At 42.7% G+C, this 18,196-nt stretch carries 13 protein-coding genes; 6 read left to right on the top strand and 7 right to left on the bottom strand.

Features of this window, described 5'->3' with window-relative positions; translation table 11 throughout:
* Positions 1 to 21: 21 nt before the first annotated feature.
* From ACFS6H_RS09075 to ACFS6H_RS09065, 3 genes are all read left to right on the top strand, one after another.
* On the top strand, positions 22 to 1,524 hold the full coding sequence (locus ACFS6H_RS09075) for a PKD-like family lipoprotein (protein WP_386097500.1): 1,503 nt from the start codon (positions 22 to 24) through the stop codon (positions 1,522 to 1,524).
* A gap of 48 nt (positions 1,525 to 1,572) precedes the next feature.
* The gene (locus ACFS6H_RS09070) at positions 1,573 to 2,949 is read left to right on the top strand and encodes a TlpA family protein disulfide reductase (RefSeq protein ID WP_386097498.1); all 1,377 of its coding nucleotides are present in this window, start codon (positions 1,573 to 1,575) and stop codon (positions 2,947 to 2,949) included.
* A 122-nt stretch (positions 2,950 to 3,071) separates the two neighbouring features.
* A complete protein-coding gene (locus ACFS6H_RS09065) occupies positions 3,072 to 4,307 on the top strand; it encodes a retropepsin-like aspartic protease (protein ID WP_386097496.1) in 1,236 nt (411 codons plus the stop codon).
* Between the two features lie 67 nt (positions 4,308 to 4,374).
* On the opposite strand, the gene ACFS6H_RS09060 is transcribed toward ACFS6H_RS09065, so the two are convergent.
* Complete coding sequence (locus ACFS6H_RS09060; protein ID WP_386097494.1) at positions 4,375 to 5,181, bottom strand: LuxR C-terminal-related transcriptional regulator; 807 nt, start codon at positions 5,179 to 5,181, stop codon at positions 4,375 to 4,377.
* Between the two features lie 305 nt (positions 5,182 to 5,486).
* Here ACFS6H_RS09060 and ACFS6H_RS09055 point away from each other — a divergent pair, with 305 nt between their 5' ends.
* The 3 genes from ACFS6H_RS09055 to ACFS6H_RS09045 all read left to right on the top strand — a co-directional run bounded on the left by ACFS6H_RS09055 (position 5,487) and on the right by ACFS6H_RS09045 (position 10,048).
* Positions 5,487 to 6,419: a helix-turn-helix domain-containing protein gene (locus tag ACFS6H_RS09055; RefSeq protein WP_386097492.1), complete on the top strand. Its 933-nt coding sequence runs from the start codon at positions 5,487 to 5,489 to the stop codon at positions 6,417 to 6,419.
* Positions 6,420 to 7,052: 633 nt separating this feature from the next.
* Positions 7,053 to 9,632: a T9SS type A sorting domain-containing protein gene (locus ACFS6H_RS09050; RefSeq protein WP_386097490.1), complete on the top strand. Its 2,580-nt coding sequence runs from the start codon at positions 7,053 to 7,055 to the stop codon at positions 9,630 to 9,632.
* A gap of 215 nt (positions 9,633 to 9,847) precedes the next feature.
* A complete protein-coding gene (locus ACFS6H_RS09045; protein WP_386097488.1) occupies positions 9,848 to 10,048 on the top strand; it encodes a hypothetical protein in 201 nt (66 codons plus the stop codon).
* A 72-nt stretch (positions 10,049 to 10,120) separates the two neighbouring features.
* Here the strand turns inward: ACFS6H_RS09045 and ACFS6H_RS09040 are convergent, their stop codons facing one another.
* From ACFS6H_RS09040 to ACFS6H_RS09015, 6 genes are all read right to left on the bottom strand, one after another.
* Positions 10,121 to 11,614, bottom strand: coding sequence for a serine hydrolase domain-containing protein (locus tag ACFS6H_RS09040; RefSeq protein ID WP_386097486.1), 1,494 nt, complete (start codon positions 11,612 to 11,614; stop codon positions 10,121 to 10,123).
* A gap of 137 nt (positions 11,615 to 11,751) precedes the next feature.
* Positions 11,752 to 12,870, bottom strand: coding sequence for a serine hydrolase domain-containing protein (locus ACFS6H_RS09035; RefSeq protein ID WP_386097484.1), 1,119 nt, complete (start codon positions 12,868 to 12,870; stop codon positions 11,752 to 11,754).
* 275 nt (positions 12,871 to 13,145) lie between these two features.
* Positions 13,146 to 14,984 (bottom strand): UbiD family decarboxylase, encoded by a 1,839-nt coding sequence (locus ACFS6H_RS09030; RefSeq protein ID WP_386097482.1) that lies wholly within the window; start codon positions 14,982 to 14,984, stop codon positions 13,146 to 13,148.
* A 169-nt stretch (positions 14,985 to 15,153) separates the two neighbouring features.
* Positions 15,154 to 16,551 (bottom strand): Gfo/Idh/MocA family oxidoreductase, encoded by a 1,398-nt coding sequence (locus ACFS6H_RS09025; RefSeq protein WP_386097480.1) that lies wholly within the window; start codon positions 16,549 to 16,551, stop codon positions 15,154 to 15,156.
* Between the two features lie 529 nt (positions 16,552 to 17,080).
* Positions 17,081 to 17,635, bottom strand: coding sequence for a GNAT family N-acetyltransferase (locus tag ACFS6H_RS09020; RefSeq protein WP_386097478.1), 555 nt, complete (start codon positions 17,633 to 17,635; stop codon positions 17,081 to 17,083).
* A 3-nt stretch (positions 17,636 to 17,638) separates the two neighbouring features.
* Entirely contained in the window at positions 17,639 to 18,085 is a 447-nt protein-coding gene (locus ACFS6H_RS09015) for a MarR family winged helix-turn-helix transcriptional regulator (RefSeq protein WP_386097476.1), read from the bottom strand.
* Positions 18,086 to 18,196: the final 111 nt, after the last annotated feature.

Genomic DNA, 18,196 nt, shown 5'->3' with positions numbered 1-18,196 from the left:
TGATCAATTAAAAATAAAAATATGAAGTATATAAAATTTTATATCATTACCATGCTTGCCTCGGGCATATTATATTCCTGCCATAAGGACCTGGGTAATTATGATTATACACCCATTAACGAAATAACCATTGCAGGGTTTAAAGATACTACCGTGCTGCTGGGTGACCCGTTTAAACTTACGCCCAACATTATTGGTACTATTGATAAAAGCGGGGATACTACTAAATATACCTACAAATGGACTGCTATAGGCCCCTCCAGCCTGCTGATTGCTGACAGGGTAAAAGAATTAGGTACCGGTTATACCCTTAATTTACCCAGGGTTAGCTTACCCGCTGCACCCTGGACCGTTTATTTGTTTGTAACAGATAAAGCAACCGGTGTAACCTGGAAAAACTCTTTTTTGCTCACCGTTTCTACCAGCGTTTTCGAAGGGTACCTGTTATTGACGGATGTGAATGGCAAGGCCAGGCTGGACATGCTTTCGTACCGTAATGGTGGTTTTGTACTCATGAAGGATGCACCGGCCCAGGTAGGCTCGGCTTTACCCGCCCAGGGAAAACCTATACAGGTAGTAAGTTATAGTTACGAGCCTGCTACATGGGGTATATACCTGCTCACTGAAACACAAACCACCCGAATTCACCCGGATAATTTTAGCTGGCAGTTTACTTATAACATTGCGTACGAAATGTCGGGAGGCGCTGTGCCCGCTAATTTTAAAGCAAAATTTTTAAAAGGAGGTACGAGCAGCAGCCTTAATACAGCCTGGATGGTGGGTGAAGATGATAACCTGTATTATTATCTACGGTTCAATCAAATAAGGATGGGGGTGCCGGTAAATATCGAAGCAGGCGAAGCGAACCCCTTCCCGGTGGCGCCATATATGGCCACATCAAATACAAGCGGCGCTATTATGTTTGATAAAAATAAAAAACGCTTCATGAAGCTCGATAATAGTGCTACCAGGGCAACCAGGATGAATAACGGTACCCTGTTTGACCATAATAATGTAAAAGGCGACCTGCGGTTTATGGAGAATTTATACCAATCCAACAATATATATGCGGTGTTGCATTATCCTGATTCGGTTAATAAAATATATATAGCACGCTTTGCCCTGAGCGGCGCCCAAAGTTATTATGCCCCCGTGCTGGCCCCGGGTGTGGAGCAGGCCGATTTTTACACCTTTCACCCCGACCTGCCTTACCTGTTTTACAATATAGGCAGCAAAGTATACGAATACGACCTGTCATTAAAAACCAGCAAACTGATGATCGATTTCGGAACAAAAAAAATAACCTGTATGAAGTTCCACGAGTTTATATTCAGAGGGTCAAGACCCAATTATGGACAATGGTATGACAAACTGATGGTAGCAGTGGAAAATCCCGAAAAACCGGTTGGCGAAAACGGGGAGCTCCATTTATATACCGTTCCGCCGGTAAACGGCGACCTTACACTGTACCAGTCTTATAACGGTTTTGGCAGGGTAAAAGACTTCACTTACAGGGAACGATAGTTAATATAAAAAGCAACATACAATCAGTTAAGAACAGCACTCAAAAAGATGAAAAAAATTAAAGGCCTCGTATACCTTCTTTGCCTGGGAATTACGGCGACTGCTCAGAAACCGGTTACCATAGATGGTAATTTTGCGAATGGTAAACAACAACCGGAAATAAAGCTTTTTAAAGTAGCAGATGGTACCCTGGAGCCCATCGCTACAACCAGGCCAAATGATAAGGGGAAATTTGGCTTCCGGTTCTTTCCGGAATATGAAGGACTGTATGTTATTGGTGCTGGTAGACCTTTAACACCCCAGGGGAATCAAAAATTCTGGCTCAAACCCGGTGATCAGCTTTCTATAGCACTTACCGACAGTTCCTATACTTTAACCGGTACAGCGAATTCAAAAGAAAACCAGGTGCTTACACAATGGTATAAAATGATCTGGCCCCTTGAGTGGAAATCATTTTATTTTGGCAGGGCCAACAGCACTTATGTTGATTTTTTCCCGGAACTGAACAAACTACTGCCTAAGGCAAAAACATGGATGACCACAGCTCCCGTCACCGGTAATAAAAAATTTAATGCTGCTTTAAAAGATATTGTCAGGCTGGACCTCGCTTATACTGCACTTAATTTTTTATCCACGCCCCGCCTGGCTCATCCTGCAAAAGAGGAAATTCCTGAATATTACTCAGGCCTTAGCGTTAATGGTTTGTTCCCGGTAACAAGTATGGTATATACCTACCCCTGGGGTAGCAGGCTTTTCAACCAGGTATTTATGAAAGATCAGCTCAACAGCGGAGAGGAAGCCAAAAGTGGTCTCGCAGCTATGGAACAGGGACTTAGGCTTATTGATAATGATACCCTGAAGGGGGACATGACACTACAATACCTGGCCAGGCTGAAAAATTATGAAGACTTTCTTGCATACAAAAGCATTGCTGAAAAATATATACTGACAGATGCACAAAAAAAAGAGGAGTTTAGAATTGATGCTGCTTTAACCGAGCTGAAACAAGGCGCTAACGGCTATGAATTTAAACTCGAAGACAAAGATGGAAAGATGGTTGCCTTTACTGATTTAAAAGGTAAAGTGGTATTGATTGATACCTGGGCTACCTGGTGTGCGCCCTGTAAGGTAGAGATCCCGCACCTGAAAAAACTGGAAGAAGAAATGAAAGGTAAAGCGGTGGCCATTGTAAGCATCTCAGTAGATGAAGAAAATGACAAAGACAAATGGAGAAAAATGATCGCCGATCAAAACCTGGGAGGTATACAGCTTTTCGCCAAAGGCTGGAGTTACTTCACCAAATATTATAAGATTACTGCTATTCCCCGTTTTTTAGTATTTGATAAACAAGGCAAAGTTGTAACAATTGATGCGCCACGTCCTTCTTCGCCGGATTTAAAACCGTTGCTGGAAAAATACCTGTAGCTAACCTGTGAGGCAACCCGGGCATACCGGCAGGCTTCCAACATTTCATAGTTGGGAGCCTGTGGTTTGCTGGCAGGAATGAGTCCTGTCATCCTTGCCCTTTCGCTGTCAATAATATAACTATGCAAAAAAAGATCTTCCGGCATATTCTCTTCCTGTCTTTCTTTTTGGGACCGGCAATGATACAGGCACAGCCTGCAGGCCTCAAGCAAAGTTTGCTGGAGCTGAACCGGGCATTTGCCCTGCAAACCGATAGTATACTTAAGCCCTACCTGGCCCCTGATTTTTCTGTAGCCACCTATACGGGTGAATATGCCCGGCAAACGTTAGCAGCCATTCTGAAAAATTACAGGTTAGATTCACTGACTTACCTGGAAGCAAAGCAACAGGCAGCCGGTTGGATGGTAAAGGTTAAAGTGCATGGCGGTAAAACCAACCACAGCACCATACACCTGGATCAGTCGTTCAGGCTATTGCATATTGGCCTGGCCGATCAGTTGTATGGTATGAACAGGGATACCGCCGCTAAAAAACTAGCTGTTATTCCTTTTGAAGTACATAATGGCTCCATTATCGTAACTGTTACCATTAATAAAAGTAAACGGCCGCTCAGGCTGCTTTTTGATACCGGTGCCGATGGTATGATGCTGGGTAAGTCGCTGGCAGACACTATAGGCTTAAGCGTGTCATACAAAAACAATGCTTCAGTAGCAGGTGGCAGTATTGATATTGATGTATCGGAAAATAACAACGTACACTTTAACGGGTTTACCCTTGACGGGCAAAGTATTGCCATATTTGACAGGTTAGGAGAGGGTATTGACGGTATACTGGGCAACACGGTGGCCCAACGGTATATAACAGCTGTTAATTATGCTAAAAAAGAAATAACCCTTTACAGTTTCGGACAATTTACACCGCCACACAATGCGCATGTTGTACCTGTAGAGGCAAATTCAGGTAATATAAAGATAAACGCCGTATTAAGCATACACAAAGAAAAACCGTTAAAAGCCAGCTTTATTTTTGATACCGGGGCTGGTTACGAATTAATTGTGTTTCGTCCCTTTGTATTGAAACATAAACTGCTGGTGGATAATTTCCGGGTAGATTCCAACGGTTCAACCATGAGCCTGGGTGTAAATTCACCGGTATTCTTTGGTAAAGCAGCTTTATTAGAAATACCTCCTTCTATCAGGCTGCCACTGTTAACAGTTGCATTAATGGGTAGCGCCGGTGGCACTGCCGGCCCCTCACATATTGATGGGTCACTGGGTGTAAAATTTATTTCACGTTACAACTTTACCATCAACCTGATGGACAAATACATTGCCTTCAGTAAGCGGGATACTAAATAGATTTGACAGCAGTTCATTTGGTGTGGCTAGGGCAGACAAAATTTCCGGCCAAGCGTTAACCTGTATTTTATTGAGGCTCTATTAATAACAGGTTATGGGTTATTACATAGGTTAAAAGGGCGGAGGATGTTTTGGTATGGGTTTTTTTCCGAAGATTTCTCTTGTGGTTTTCTACTGTATGATAAGAGATAAATAGCTTTTGGGCGATCTCAGGTGTATTGTAACCCTGTGACATCAGGTAAAGGATCTCCTTTTCCCGTTTGGTAATATAAGGCGTTTTTAGATCTGCTTTTTTTATCTGTTTATCAATATGTTTAAAATATTGCACTTCCTGCTGCGCATAATTGATCATGGACATTAAGGGAGTGCCGCTGATTTTAAGATGTGACAGATCATAAAAAATAACCAGGGCGCTTTCAATTTGGTTTTGACTGTTGATATAAAGACCTGGTACCTGAATCATTACCCACCTGTATTCGCCTTTATTGTTTAAAAACCTGTCATATATATTGAACTTAATACTTTTTCGCCCCGCTTCATCCAGGTTAAGATATGCTTCATGGAGAAAACTGAAAGCTGCCAGGATATAAAGCCTGTCTTCGGGGTGATGCTGGTCACTTAATTTTTCCGCATTAAGGGTATACAATTCTTCCCGGTTATAGGGGGTCAGGTCTTTTACATTTTCACTGGCAAGGGCGATGGTCATTTTCTGGTAATCGGAGATATACCAGAAAAAAGGGCCAATGGCAAAGTTTTCCGCCTGCTTAATTGTTGGTAAGAAGAAGTTATAATAATCGGCGATCCTGCTATCAATGTCCGGCGCTTTGTACCGTTCAACGAACTCTTTTAATTCCATTGGGGATACCTTTCTCATATAATATAAATAAAATGATAAATAGGCTGTATCATAAGGAACTCATTACATGATCATTAGTACCGTTCAAATAGAATATAATTCCGGCCAACTTTCATTGTTAACGCTGTCTATGGCAGGCTGCAGGCGGAGTGTATCATTTTTTTGAGTTTATTCCGGCTTATAAAGTTAGTTATATAAATGATGCCGGGTGATAAACAAATCAAAAAAAATAATAGAAATCTGTCATTTTTTACTAGTTCAGAATGATCTTATTTTGCATAAGTGTTTCAAAGACACTTATAACCTTTTGTAAAACAACCTGTATGTATTGGCAAGATGAAAATAACTTTTCCACCATTCATGATGTCCTGATGGTTCAAAAAGAGAACACATCCCGGGACGGGATTAATTTTTTTGAAGGCGGCTATGGCTTTGTTTGTAAACAAAATACTTTTCGGCCGGATACACTTATTATTCTACTTGTAAAAAGCGGCAGTATCCAGTTACGGTACAATATGTGTGATTATATTATAAAAGAAGGTAATCTCTTTTTTGGGTTTCATGATATGCTCTATGAAGTGGTAACCATGAGTGATTCTTTTTCTTTTTCGGCCATGACCTTTTCACTGAGTTACGCGGAGCAGGCAGGGCTTGTAGGCTTGCAACTTCACAAGAACAGGTTATCGGTGGAAAAAAGAGTGGTTATAGAACTTACCCCCGAAAAAGCAATGTACTTTACTGATATGCTGGCTTCTTTACAAAGAAAAGCCCGCCGTCCACGCCAAACACCATTATACGAAGAAAGCCTGGCCCACGGTTTCCTGTCTTTTATATATGATCTTTCGCCATATATTTTCTTGGAAAAAAATGAAGTGATCAGCCGGAAAAGAAGTAAGGAGCTGACTGAAATGTTCCTCACATTAGTGGCAAATAAATACCGGGATGAAAAAACGGTGAAGTATTATGCTTCAGTCCTGGGCATCAGTGCCCGTCATCTGTCCAAGGTTGTAAAAGACTCTACGGGTAAAATTCCACATACACTTATTGCCGAACGCACCATACATGAGGCAAAAATCTTGTTGACAGAAATGGATGCCACGGTTGCTGTTGTATCCGATCAGTTGAGGTTTGCTAATCAATCCCTGTTCGGCCGTTTTTTTAAAAGGTATACCGGTGTAGCACCCAAAGAATACCGCAGGCAAAATATAAATTACAGCCCCTGGCATAAACATGCTCAAAAAATAATGATACAATAACCGTTAAAATAACTTCATTAAGCAGTATACAGGCACAATTGATCTTTTGCAAAATACCCCCCTTTAAGCCGCATATTAATGTCTTCATGATTACGCCCCCTCTTAACCGCCCTATATCCAGTTTATGATAGCCGGTTTGAATAAAGAGCCGGACGGCAGCATATGGTATATGTGCTGACGCACGGAAAACGTATTGAAAGATTTGTTTATTCATGATCCTATGTAAAAATACAGGTCGGGGTTAAAGCTGGATAACACATATTGAATGATATGTGGTGAACATTTTGAAACCTAGGAGTAAACGGCCCCATTCATGGGGCCATACTTTTATATGCCAGACACTTTGTTAACCCTGCCTGAATTATTTAATTTATTAATCCGGTCAGTTGATTTTGCAATCATTGATCAAAAAAACAAAGGTTATGAAGTACAGGGACTATACTTTCTTATGCAGGTGATACAGCAGTATCTCTATCACAGGCTTAGCGTAAATCCGGGGATATAAGGTGTAAAAAATACAGGACGTGAATACCGTCATTCCTTTCTGCAAGTACAGGTCATTAAATCTTCCGCATATGCGCATTATAACGTTGTTATATAACGTTACCATCTTAAAATTTTCAAAAATATTTTATGTCATTAACATATATATATCATTATAAAAAGATAGTTTTTTCTTATTGTAAACAATACTATTTCAATCTGCGATCGGCCATAATACTGGGTTGCCTGTTTGTTTTAACGACACAATCTTTTAAAGCGGGAGCGCAAAACTGTACGGCCAATGCCGGCGGTAACCTGGTTACCTGCGGTTCAACCACCACTTTAACCGGTACGGTATCGGGCACACTCGGGGCCGGAAGCCCTGTATGGTCCTTTGTTTCAGGCCCTGTGACACCGGTTATCGTTTCACCCAATTTGCTTACTACCAATGTAACAGGTATGAATACAGACGGAAATTATGTATTCCAGTTAAGCCAGCCCTGTGGCACGGGTGTGGCCGTGTCGCTGGTGACCATTACGGCCCATCCCAGGCCGGCCTCTTTTACGGCCGGGCCGGACAAAACCGGTATTTGTGCCACTACCGGAACCGTTATGCTCGATGGGGTGATACCACCCGGTTATACCGGCTCCTGGTCAACGCTGAATATATATAGCTATGAGTCGATCAGCGCTACGCTTACCACCAATGCCTCTTTCAGCAGTACGACCGTTGCAACACCTTTTTTTTCACTGGTCAATAAAGCCAATCACAATATTGACCCGGCTTATTATGCCATTTTAACCATCGTATCTGCAGATGGAGTATGTACCTACAAGGATACGACCGTAGTACGCTTTTGCCCTAACCCGGCGCTAAATGTAGCCGATGTAACCAGGTGTATAGACAATAATCCCATCCAGTTTTTTGACCTTCCTTCCGATCCTGCTTTCTCAACCGGCACACCGGGATCGGCTGGTGCTGCTGCCAATGGCACAACGGTTACCCTAAATGTAAGCAGCCAGCCTGCAGGCGCCAATATTGCCTTCAGCAGTCTTACAGGGCGCCGGGTATTTGTAACGGGAGCCACCATTCCCGGTGCTTATACCTTTACGATTACGGTGAGCAATTGTTGTGGTACGGTAACCTCCGCCCTTATGACATTTACCATCACCGGCATAGAGCCCCAGGCTGTAAATTTTCAACCTCCTGGACATGGTGCTCCTGAACAACTGGTGGTCTATGGCCCCGGCGGCTCAGGTGGCGAAGTGCATTGCGGCATTGCCGGCACTGCTACACCCGAACTGTTTTATTTTTCACTTAATCCTTCGGATCCCGTTACAACTGTAACCAATGTTACCAGTACCGGCATTTTACCTCCCGGGGCCAGTACGCCTGTTATTACGCAAACCGGTGCCGGTACGGCAAACCGTACTGTAAGTATAGATCCCGGGCCCGGCGGATGGAAAGTAGGTACCTATAAATTCTCAGTAAACACGGGAACTACCTGTATACGTTCACAACCCTATTATATCCATATTTCCGATAACGGCCGCCCGCCACTTTTTGTGCCGGATATGACGGTTTGTTATCCGGGTACCGGAACCGTAAGTGCCAGCATAGCCTTGCCGGCTGTATACCAGGGCGTTGTTAATTCCAGTTATTTCCAGGACTTTGGCGGCTACTATAATTTCCAGGTATTATCCAAACCGGCAGGATCGGCTACGCCTGTATTTCCTGCATCTAACTTGCGAAGAATTACTCTAACGAATGTACTAATGTCCAACCTGGATAAACCGGGTGATTATGTGATACGTATTATCCCTTTCAGTGGTAATGGCGCAGGGCCTTTCCTGGAACAGGAATATGCCTGCTCAGGCATACCCGGCCCGCTGCAATACGATTTTACGGTACACCTGGTACAGGTAATTAATGCAAATGCTGGTAGTGACCAGTCCTTAGGGTGCGTTACAACTGCCTCCTTACAGGGCAATGCCACAGGTGCGGGAACAGGTGTATGGACAGTAGCTTCCACCCCTGCCGGAACATCACCTGCTTTTTCCAATACGGTTAATCCCACTACAAGTGTTTCAGGCCTGAGCGCTTCCGGCAATTATCGTTTTGCATGGAGTATCACTACTCCGGTTGGGGGATGTGTCAGTTCTGACACCGTGCTGGTGAGTACGAATTGTGGCTTACCTGTCCAATTAAAAAACTTTGAAGTGGTGAAGTCCGGCAATAAGGTGTTGCTGCAATGGGCTACGGCCTGGGAGCAAAACAACAAAGGCTTTGGTATAGAAAGAAGTACAGATGGTATAACCTGGAATAATATTGGTTTTGAAAATTCAAAAGCCGGTAACGGCAACAGTGATCTTGAACTTCGTTATACCTATACAGATAATGCTCCCCTGAGCGGGCAGAACAGGTATCGCCTGCGGCAGACCGATATAGACGGTAAGTTTGATTATAGTCCTGTGCGCAACCTAAGGATAGAGAATGTCGCTGCTGTGATACTTTATCCTAATCCTGCCAGGTCAGAACTGATCATTAAAGGGTTAAATAATAATGAAACGGTGAATATCTACGATGTAACAGGCCGGAAAATAAAACAGGCGAAAGCTAATAATGCTGAGCTGGTTATTCCGCTGGAGAAATTGCATCAAGGAATTTATTATGCCCATATTATTTCGGCGGATGGTCTAGCAACCGTTCATAAGTTTATTAAACAGTAAATAATACTAAGAGATACTTTATAAATGTGACAAGTCATGGTTAGAACCATGACTTGTCACATTTATGGTATACACAATTGAAACTGATGCGGTTTACTCACAGCGAGGAAGAGGAGACTGTCATTTTTTTAACTAACTTCAACTGGTGTGTGCGGGAGACAAGCTTGAGTTTTGCCATATGTTTAAAATATAGCGTATGGTAAGTTTAAAATAAGATGAGAAAGTTTCATCCTTTTTTCACTATTGGAACAGTAGGTATGATGCTAACTGCTATCCTGCATATAATGTTATCTTTCAGCTTCTCCCTTACTGCTACAAACAAAATATTTGGCCTTATATATCCAACCTTCATGGCCTTTTTAATAATAGGCATTGGGTTAACGGTAAAAAAACAAAAAGAGATGCTGGCCGGGTAAACAGGGCTTTAAATAATTTTTCATAAAACAAAAATGCTCAATTGAAACATTTTTTCAATTGCTGCTATGCTTTCATTTATTTGTAATCAGTGCCTTCATTTTATTTTCGGCTTGTATACGCTGTTCTCCGCTCATAAGTAATATTGCTTTCTGATAATACTGTCTTGCTTTATCGTTTTGCTTCCACACCGTATGTATATCACCCAGGTGACCATACCAGGAACCATCCTGCGGGTATAAGGATGCTCCCCACAGTAATACATCCGTAGCAGTCCGGCGGTGATCCCGGCCAAATAATAAACTGGCCAGCTCTAGAACGGAACTGCCGCCGGTATCATAACGTATGGGTCGTTCTGCCTTCATACGGGCATACACTTTTTTCACTTTCGCTAATCCGCCATTCAGTATATGTTTTCGCCATTCCAGTTGTGCCGGTTTCAGGGGCATGGCAGGCGTTTTACCTGTAAACAGTGTTTGAAAGTACATAAAGCCGGCTGTTGCACCGTCAAACAGGTCGTTATTGCCCATTAGTATTACTGCTATATTTTCTGCAGGACAAAATCCTACAAAAGTCCGGTAACCGATATCGCCACCCGAATGAAAATAAACTTTCCGGCCTTCAATCAGGCTTTCAAACCAGCTGAGACATACCTGGTAACGATCGTCAACAAGGCGTTGCGGGGTGATCATCTTTTGCCAGGTTGCCTTTTTTAAAATAGTTGTAGCAGACAGGGAACCTTCCTGTAAAAAAAGCCGGGCCCAGTTAACCAGGTCATTTAAATTGGAATGGAGTGTAGAGCTGGGTGCATGGATACGGTTATAAGGATAGATTGCAGCAGGAGACAGCGCCAGTTTTGAATCTATTTCGTGTGGTTGCGTAAAATTGGTTTTCACCGTATTACTGAGCAGGAAGCTGCTTGCTGACATACCGATGGGTTGCAGTATATGTTGTTTTACATACGCCTCAAATGTCAGGCCGGTTACCTGATATATAACTGCAGCAAGGATATCATAGGCAGCATTACTGTACCGGAATTCCGTTCCCGGGGTAAAATCTAAATCAGTTCCGGTAAAACTTCCTGCGTAACGTATAGCGCTCTGGTCATCGGTTTGCGGCTTATCCCATTCATAATTGGTAACATCGGGAATGCCAGAACTATGCGTGAGTATATGGTATAGGGTAATAGCTTTATAACGCGGATCCTTCATCGAAAAATAAGGCAGGTAGGATACCAGGGTGCTGTCAATATGCAGTTTACCCTGGTCGCATAATTGCAGGATGGCCGTGGCTGCAAAAGGTTTTGATACCGAAGCCATATGAAAGTCGGAGAACCGGTTAACGGTTTGATGGGTAATGGTACTGACTACCCCGGCTGATCTTTCATAGATCACCTGGTCCCTGGTAGTAATAGCCACCACGTAACCTGGGATATCCGCAGCCCACTGCTGGTAGCGGGAAACGGAATCAAATTGTTTGGCTAACGGGTGGTACGCCTTGCTTTGCGCAACAACTACCCGGTGGGTAATAAGTAAAACGGTAAAAAGAAATAAGAATTTTAATGGCATGTAAGCAGGGACGTTTAGATCATCCTATTTGTTACAAATTCCCGGAAAATATGCAAGAAGGTGTTGTTGTTTACAATAGGTTGACTGGTTGATCCCTGTTTGCTATTTAAGATGCCACCTTTAGGATGCAGCGGGTGTTAATGTTTTTGTCCCATCAATAAAAATAACTGGTAAGCGATGTCTCCCAGTTTACCGGGAACATTGTCGTCGCTTTCATTGGCCAGTAAAACAACGCCGCTGTTGAGTTCAGGATAAATAACAAGATAACTGCAAAAACCATAGGTGCCGCCATCGGTCCACAGCTGGCGATAACCGTTCTCATGTTTATATATGAGCCAGTTCAGGCCAATCTGGTAATAGCCGGCATTGAAAGATGTCTGGTGGGAAAGATCAATGGCGTTGTTGCCGGATGAGAGCTGGTACTCGATAAACTGCACCAGGTCGGACGCAGAGGAGTTCAACCCGCCAACACCCTTTAAAAACTCAGTTGTAAAATAAGGCATGGCCTGTCCTTTTACATTGTATCCTTTTGCAAGCAAAGGGTTTTTGTTTCCGGAGACCAGGAAACCCGTTCCCTTCATTTTCAAAGGACTTAACACATATTTTTCAACCAGCTCATTAATGGGGCTTTTATAAACGTTCTCCAGTATATAGGCCAGTAACTGCGCTGCCGCATTGGAATGAGCGGATTTGGTTCCGGGCAGGGTATCAGGCCGGACAGTTGCCAGGGCATTAAAAAAATCCTTCCGGGAATAGCCGCCATAAATGCTTTCCCGCAGGAAAGCCGTTGAATCACCGGGAGCATCAGTAATGCGGGAAGGCGTAAGCGGTAGCCAGTTTGGAATACGGGAGGTAGTGTTTGCCAGGTGAGCAAGAGTAATAGGCTTTCCTTTGTATTCAAGACCAGGAAAATTTCCATCCAGGTATTTCCGTACATCATCGTTAAGGGCCAGTTTTTTTTCTACAACTGCATTTGCCAATACCAGGCTGACAAATGTTTTAGTGATGGACCCGATCTCATAAATGGTTTTGGATGTTACGGGGACCTGCTTATCTTTTACCTGCGAGCCGAAATTAAAAAAATGTTTTTCCCCGTTTTGGTATACACCAATGGAAAGCCCGACAGTCCCTTCTTGTTTCATAAAATCCTTCCCCAGTCTTTCTGCAAGGGTATCAATCCGGACAGGCATTTTGTTTTGGGCGGGTATGTATTGAACAACTGCAAACAGCGAAAGAACGATGAGGAGAACTTTCATGACAGAGAGGTTTATGGTTATTGTTGTGTAAAATATGGATTTCGGTTAAATCTGCAAACTAATTTACCTGCCGGCGGAGAAGCCGTTTTAAAAGTGTGTATTACTGGGATAATGATGTGAGGAGCAATTTCAATGCATCATATGCATATACTACTATAAATCAGCCTTCTTTCAGGATATCAGAATAGAGGGTATACGATTTTATCAAAGTGGTATGTTTTTCTCCCGCGCAGGCAGGTTGATTGCTGACGAAGGCTAAGACCACCGGGAAATAATTATATGATCCCATGCAGGGATGCGCCCTTTTCTCCTAACCGGTCTACCCTCCGTTCAACAGCCGCATCTTTGATCAAGGCTGGTGCATGATGCGGTTTGGTACGGGCATCAATGATCAGTGGCCCATTACATCCCCAATGTTTGAAACGGGTAAAACTATCTATCCCATAAATATCATAAGCAGGGTTACTCCTGGTAAAAGCTACCCAAACCAGGTTATTGATCGTATCGGCTGTAAAGCCGGCATCATCGGCAATAATGATCATGCGTATTCCCGTAAGCATATCACCGGTTATAAGTTTTGTCCAGCGCTCTATGCTATCGGCTTCCTGTTCGTATGTGGTAAAAGCTGCACCATCCAGTACCAGTACACCAGGCAAAGCCATTTTTGCATGGTTGAAAGGTTGTGGCAAACTAATACCCGCAGGTAATTCACTAGCCAGTTGATATTGCGGTGCACCTACAGCGGCAAATACAACTTTTGAACCTGCATTTAAGCCGTCGCCTGTATAATCCAGGGTATCGATGGTGGTATTGGTCTGGAAATGTACATCACGTGTCCAGTCGATCCGCTCTAACATATGAACCAGGAACCCGGGCACATCATGAATATCGAGTTGGGGATTATCAGCATGTGAGGCTATAAAAAGGTACTTGGCCAGGCTTAACTGGTTTTTTCCCAATATCTGGTTGGCGATGGTTAAAAGCTCCTGCGGACGTTCTGTTTTTTGATAAGGCGTGTAGCGTTCACTTCCAATGGCAAATAACAAGGGGTGTACACCTGCGGCATCTACCGCATGCACGGCATGCAGACCATTTATTTCCTGCGGAATAGCGGAACCCGTAATTTCATGGATCAGTGCACCAAAGCTGGTATCCTCCTGTGGTGGCCGGCCAACTACGGTAAATGACCAGATGGGATTTTTGCGGTGATACACTTTATGCACTTTCATCAAAGGGAAAGGGTGCGTGAGCGAATAGTAGCCTATATGATCTCCGAAAGGTCCTTCCGGTTTATTCTCATTGGGATATACGGTACCTGTTATCACAAAATCAGCATCGGCAGAAATACAAAACCCTTCTTCATCATAAAAATAACGGAAACGTCTGTTGCCCAGTGCCCCGGCAAAGATCATCTCTGAAAGCCCTTCCGGTAAAGGCATTACTGCTGATAAAGGATGCGATGGCGGTCCACCAACAAAGATGGAAACCTTAAGTGGCTTGCCGAGTGCATTGGCCTTGGTTTGATGTACGCCTATACCCCGGTGTAACTGGTAATGCAAACCAATTTCTTTATCGGGAATGTATTCATTGCCCGAAAGCTGGATGCGGTACATACCCAGGTTGGCATGCATAATACCGGGTTGATTGATATCTTCCGAGTACACCTGGGGCATGGTCACAAATGCGCCGCCGTCCATGGGCCAGTTCACTATCGGGGGCAGTTTGGAAATACTTGTTTGTCCGTATAAAATTGGGGCATTCCGTTTTTTCTTCCAGGGCAGGGCGCCCAAAGCCGTCATAGAAGACCCGATATAGTGTAACGGCTTTTTGAGTACCGACATCGGATTCATCTTTACATCCACCAGCTTCTTCACATGGTGCAATGAATCGCGAAACATGAAACGGGAACGATCCAGGGTGCCGAAAAGATTGGATACTGCCGGGTATTCAGAGCCTTTAATGTTTTCAAAAAATAAAGCGGGGCCCTGCGCATCATATACACGCATATGAATAGCGGCCATTTCCAGGTAAGGATCTACTTCTTCCTTTATCCGTACCAGGTGACCGTTTTGCTCAAGATCTGCCACACATGCCGCTAAACTTTTATACCCCATAACTCAATATTCAGTTTGCGGCAAAAATAACCTTAAATCCGCTTACTCCATTATTCCCGGATAGGAATAAGGCATAAAGCGGTATCATGCTCAGGCATGCCTAAAAATATGAACAGCGAATATTAAAAGTCAAAGTAGCTGACTTCTATTTTAAGTGCAGCCCTCCTGTTTATGTCCGGTCAGCGCTTGGTTTTAACTCCGTTAACCCTGCAATTTTTATGGGCTGGCCGGTTGTAATGCTCTTACGGGCCGCAATACCAATAAGTACTGACATGATGCCATCCCTTAAGCCGGCAGCATGTTTCAGGGGGTCGGGTGCATCTGGATTGGCAAAGATCTTATCATGTAAACGCCTGTCCCCGCCGCCATGGCCACTACGTTCACTGGTGACATTAATCGTTTTATAATCTTCCCAGTTTTTAAACAATATAACAGGCTCAACTAATTTCTCTTCGCTCTTATCCTGGCTCATCTCTGCAGCATGTAAATCTTCCTGGCTAAGATTTTCGTTTTTCATCCAGGGAATATCTGTCCAGGCTTCAATACGTCCTTTGTGCCCGTTAAACGCAATACGCCATCCTTCAAAAGGCGAATAGGTAGTTAAGGAATAATTTACAATCGTGTTATTGGCATACTTGATCTGGGCAGACATTTTATCATAAATATCTATTTCATGCCTGAACAAACAGGCATCGCGTATATACCCATCATACTTTTCATTATCCACGTACACACGCATATCGTGATCGCTTTTTGTTATATCCCAATAATAGTTACACTCTTTTTTATAATTACAGCTACGACAGTTTTCTCCCCTGAAAGGCCCTTTACTGCCATAGTGTTCCAAAGCTCCGTATGCAAAAACTTCTTCGGGGTCCGAGTTAAGCCACCAGTTTAATAAATCAAAATGGTGTGTTGCCTTATGCACCCACAAGGATCCGCCACCGTTCATTAGCCCGTGCCAGCGCCTGAAATAAGATGCACCATGGTGGTTATTCAGGTACCAGTTAAAATCAACCGAAGTGATATCGCCAATAAGGCCTTCATGTAACAGTTCTTTGATCTTTGTCATATAAGGCCCCCAGCGGTAGTTAAATCCAACAATCAATTTCCTGTTCGATTTTTTTTCTGCCTCCAGTATTTGCCTGCATTTTACTTCATCAGTTGTCAATGGTTTTTCAGTAAGCACATCACAGCCATAATGCAATCCTTTTATTATATACTCATGATGCACCGAATCTTTGGTAGTAACAATAACCAGGTCAGGCTTTTGCTCCTGTATCATTTTATCAAAATCAGTATAGGTTTTGCACTGCACATTCATAAACTTTTTGGCATAGGCCACCCGGCCGGGATTAATGTCACATAAGCCAACAAACTCCAGTTTGTCAGGATATTGCTCTACCAGTCTTTTACCCCAAAAAGAAATGCCACGTACTCCTGTTCCTACCAGTACTACTTTTAGTTTTTTAGTAGTGTTAAAGCCTAATAAGGGACTGGTAATTGCGGTTCCGGCAGCCAGCATGCTTAAAGAGTATAAAAATGAACGGCGCGAATGTTTTTCCATATAACAAGTTTATTTGTTTAGAGGATAAGTACATGTTATAAATTATAACATGCGCAATACGTTGTATCCCGCTTCCGGAAAATCATTTAAAGCTACACAATCCTCGTAAAAAACAAAATTTACATATTAACCAGGAAGTTTTTATATAAAGCCTTTTGTACGTAATGGTGCAGTTCGTAGCAATATTTGTTCAAAAACTCAATTGGTAAAACAAATTTTCCGCGATGATCTCATCCCGGATTTCATCATGTAGAATGGCGTGTATTTGGAAAACCGGTGACAAGCGTAAACCGGCACACTCAAACTATTAATGGACGAACAGCAATTAATTGATAACATTCGCAGGCAACTGACCCGGCTATCGTAAGGCATTGTTGCTAATGACACTTTAGTTTGGTGGGGATAAAAAGTATAGTTATTAAATGCAAGGAGTGTTATCCATTACGACTGGGTAGAATAATTAATAGCATTTCGAATATTTTCGTATCCAATCGTGTCAGGTGAATTGAAAATGTCCTGAAAGAAGTACTTAGATACTTTTAATCATTTTTACGAGTTCTAATTTTTCGCCGTCTGAAAGTATTTCTACTATATTAGCAACATCCCGGAAGCCCATTGCTTTATAAAGAGGAACTCCGGGTAAGGTAGCGCCGAGCTCCAAACTTGAAAATCCGTTTGCTTTTGCCTGTTGCTCGCAATAGCCCATAATTTGCCGGCCAATTCCTCTTCTCGCATAATCCGGATGCACAAAAAATGCTCTTATCCTGGCTGCTTCTGTAATTGGGTCAAGCAAGGTGTCCTGCAATTTTTTATGTTGGTCGCCTCCGTATAAAGTCCTGCGCATACTCCATCCTCCGCAGCCAGCTATAATCTTATCGATCTCAAAAATATAATAAGTACCGTCACTTATTAATTGGGTGTCAATCCCAAAAATATATTTTAGGGCACTTTCTATTTGACCTGGCGAGTAATGTTCTCTACTTAAACCTCGCACTGAAAGGACTAAAAGTTTTTCTAATTCAGGGATGTCCTGAAAAGTAGCTGCACGTATCATAAAGAATTGTTCAAGTAGTTTTCTTGTCAATAATTACAGTTTTTTATCTGCAGAATTTTTATTGAGAATCTTAATTATTGAATTCATATGTTGGACAAGTTGTTTTTTGTCCGTAGAAGGCAGGTCCTTTAGCAGGCCTTCAAGCTTCTTGTTAGCTAATGTATTCAGTATCTCAAGTTCGTTCTTCCCTTCTTCTGTCAAAGAGATCTGGCTTGCTCTGGCGTCTTTTCCCGATTTTGATTTGGTGATCAAGTTTCTTTTTTCAAACTTTTTTAGCACCCTGCTCAGATAACTTTTATCAATGAGTAAAGCATCTATAATCTCGGATGTATCTATCTTACCCTTCGGAGAAATCTCAAAAAGAATCCTTGCTTCTGTTAATGTATATTCTGTCTCAAGATATCCCTGATCCAGTAAGCCTATTAGATTCGTATAATAGCGGTTAAATACACGTATGTTATTTATGATTGACTTTTCCATATGTTCATGAGTTTGATACAATCTCCAAAATGCTAAGATAATTAAATTAGTTGACTTGGTCAACTAATTATTCCTGTTTCTCCTAACTTAGCAGCAAGCAATATGAATGTG

Source organism: Terrimonas rubra (genome assembly GCF_042686025.1).
Classification (GTDB): domain Bacteria; phylum Bacteroidota; class Bacteroidia; order Chitinophagales; family Chitinophagaceae; genus Terrimonas; species Terrimonas rubra.
This window is presented reverse-complemented; position numbering and strand designations above follow the sequence as displayed.